The organism is Aquiflexum sp. (assembly GCF_041749095.1).
GTDB lineage: Bacteria > Bacteroidota > Bacteroidia > Cytophagales > Cyclobacteriaceae > Aquiflexum.
The window spans coordinates 1-2,572 of sequence record NZ_JBGTCA010000506.1; the positions used below are offsets into that span (position 1 = coordinate 1).

Here is a 2,572-nt window from a genome sequence, read left to right on the forward strand (position 1 = left end):
CACAGATGACAAGGGTATTACACAGGCTTTCACCGGATTGCCATCTAAATGAACTGTACAGGCCCCGCATTGGGAAACCCCACAGCCATATTTTGTACCGGTCAGTTGCAATCTTTCCCGTAAGGTCCAGAGCAGATTGGCATCCGATTCAGCGGAAACCTCAACTTTTTTTCCGTTGAGAATAAATGAAGTAGTCATAAGTATATTTCTGAATGAACAGCTTATAATTTAAAGAAAAAAAACTGAAGTACCTTAGAGATCGGGAGTTTTGTCATCGTGAAGACACTATGTTTCATCCTCAATAAGTAAATATGGGACGGAAATGACTAATTTTGATTTTGCCACTAAAACTCATCGAATGAAAGACCTATCCATTTTGAAAACATTACCTTTTGTTGCTTTTTTTATTTTGATCATTCTCAATATATCCTGCGAAAGCAAATCTGAGGTACAGAAAATAGTTGATCAGTCCATTGCCGCACATGGTGGTCATTTATTTGAGGAGGCAATAATCAGTTTTACTTTCCGGAACAGAGATTATCAAATTTCCAAATCACCAAGCAGATTTGAATATGTACGGGAATTTTCAGATTCGTTGGGATTGGTGAAAGATGTCCTGAATAATGATGGTTTTCAAAGAACTATTTATGGCGAAGCAGTAAAATTAACCGAGGAAAGGACAGGTGCCTATAGCAGGTCGGTCAATTCAGTGGCCTATTTTGCTTTTTTGCCCTATGGGCTCAATGATCCGGCTGTTTTTAAGACCTATTTGGGGGAGGATCAAATCGATGGTAAAACCTATCATTTAGTGAAAGTCACTTTTTCAGAAGAAGGGGGTGGGGAAGACTTTGATGATGTGTTTTTGTACTGGTTTGACAAAGAGACTTATCTAATTGATTACCTGGCTTATTCCTACCATACAGATGGCGGGGGAGTACGGTTTAGAAAAGCCATTCACCAACATAAAGTCAATGGATTGATTTTATTGGATTATGAAAATTATATGCCTGAAGAAAAAAACACACCTGTCAAGGAGATGGCTAATTTGTATAAAGAAGGAAAATTGGAACTGCTGTCAAAGATACTATTGGAAAATATTAAAGTAGAATTCACCAAGTAAAACCTAAATGACCATGAAAATTGAAAGACTGAACTTCAACAATAAAGATGGTCAAAAGCTTTCTGCCAGGCTTTATCTCCCCTTGGAAGAACCGCCCAGATTTTACGCCATTTTTGCACATTGCTTTACCTGTTCCAAAAATTTCAAAGCAGTCAGCAATATCAGCAATACCCTTTCCCGACTTGGTGTGGCTGTATTAAGTTTTGATTTCACTGGATTGGGCAATTCTGAAGGAGACTTTGAAAATACCGGTTTTTCTTCCAACGTGGAAGACCTGATGGCTGCAGCAGAATTTTTAGAAAAAAATTACGAACAACCAAAACTCATGATCGGTCATTCTTTGGGAGGTTCTGCGGTGATTTTTGCAGCAGCGGAGCTCGATTATGTGGAAGCGGTGGTTACTATTGGATCCCCAGCGAATCCCAAACATGTCAAAAAACTCTTTGAATCAGATATTGAAACCATAAAAAAGGAAGGTTCTGCCAAAGTCAATATTGGAGGAAGGAGTTTCAGGATCAAGAAGGATTTTGTGGAGGATTTGGAAAGTAAAAACTTGCCTGAGTCGATTTCGAAGATGCGAAAAGCCTTTTTGTTTCTTCATTCTCCCCAAGACCAGATAGTGGATATTTCCAATTCCGCCAAACTGTTCCAAAGCGCCCATCATTCCAAAAGTTTTGTTTCTTTGGATGGTGCAGACCATTTATTGTCTGATGAAAAAGAAAGTAAATATGTAGGAGAATTGATCAGCACCTGGTCCAAAAAATATTTACCTGTTGATATCAACGAAAACGACACCAAGGGACATCAGGTCAAAGTCCGGCTTTTTGGGGAAGGCTATACTTCTGAAATCAAAACCCCTTTTCATCACCTGCTTGCGGATGAACCAAAGGAAGTTGGTGGTGATAACTTAGGGCCAACACCCTATGATTTATTGATGGCATCTTTGGGTACCTGCACCGTGATGACATTGAAAATGTATGCGGAGCGTAAGGGTTGGGATTTGAAGCAAATAACCGTGTATTTGGACCATGACAAGATCCATCAGGAAGATTCTGCTGACTTTAAAAAGAAAGGCTCCAAAATCAGCAGATTTACCAGAAGCCTTGAAATAAAAGGTGATTTGGATAAAGAGATGAAAGAAAAGCTTTTAGAGATTGCAGACAAGTGTCCGGTGCACAGGACATTGCATGCAGATATCATCATTGAGACCAAATTCAAATGAAAAAAGTTTTTCTCTCCGGGATTTTATTGGTCTTTGTCATTTGGACATGCCAAAACCAAGCAGCAGAGAATAGTATCATTAAGATTACTGACAGGCAAAAAGGAGTTTGCTGGGTGGGAAGTTCCCGGCCTTTTGATGGCTGGGAATTGGATTCACTTTCATTTATTGGCATCACACATATATCACAGACGCCTTTTGGCTGGCAATCCGATCCCAACCTTCCTGATATC

At 39.5% G+C, this 2,572-nt stretch carries 3 protein-coding genes and 1 pseudogene; 3 read left to right on the plus strand and 1 reads right to left on the minus strand.

Annotated elements, in window-relative coordinates:
* Positions 1-198 (minus strand): (2Fe-2S)-binding protein (locus ACEW8O_RS23130; RefSeq protein ID WP_373497000.1); only part of this gene is annotated, 198 nt, incomplete at its 3' end.
* A 178-nt stretch (positions 199-376) separates the two neighbouring features.
* Between ACEW8O_RS23130 and ACEW8O_RS23135 the strand changes: the two genes are divergently transcribed.
* The 3 genes and pseudogenes from ACEW8O_RS23135 to ACEW8O_RS23145 form a co-directional block, all read left to right on the plus strand.
* The gene (locus tag ACEW8O_RS23135; protein WP_407936186.1) at positions 377-1,120 is read left to right on the plus strand and encodes a DUF6503 family protein; all 744 of its coding nucleotides are present in this window, start codon (positions 377-379) and stop codon (positions 1,118-1,120) included.
* 13 nt (positions 1,121-1,133) lie between these two features.
* Complete coding sequence (locus ACEW8O_RS23140) at positions 1,134-2,342, plus strand: alpha/beta fold hydrolase (RefSeq protein WP_373497002.1); 1,209 nt, start codon at positions 1,134-1,136, stop codon at positions 2,340-2,342.
* Positions 2,339-2,572: pseudogene (locus ACEW8O_RS23145) on the plus strand (hypothetical protein); the annotation flags it as partial. The gene ACEW8O_RS23140 and the pseudogene ACEW8O_RS23145, both read left to right, overlap by 4 nt.

Coding starts and splice junctions, on each gene's coding strand:
- ACEW8O_RS23140 (WP_373497002.1), top strand. CDS start 1,134: ATGAAAATTGAAAGACTGAACTTCAACAATAAAGATGGTCAAAAGCTT.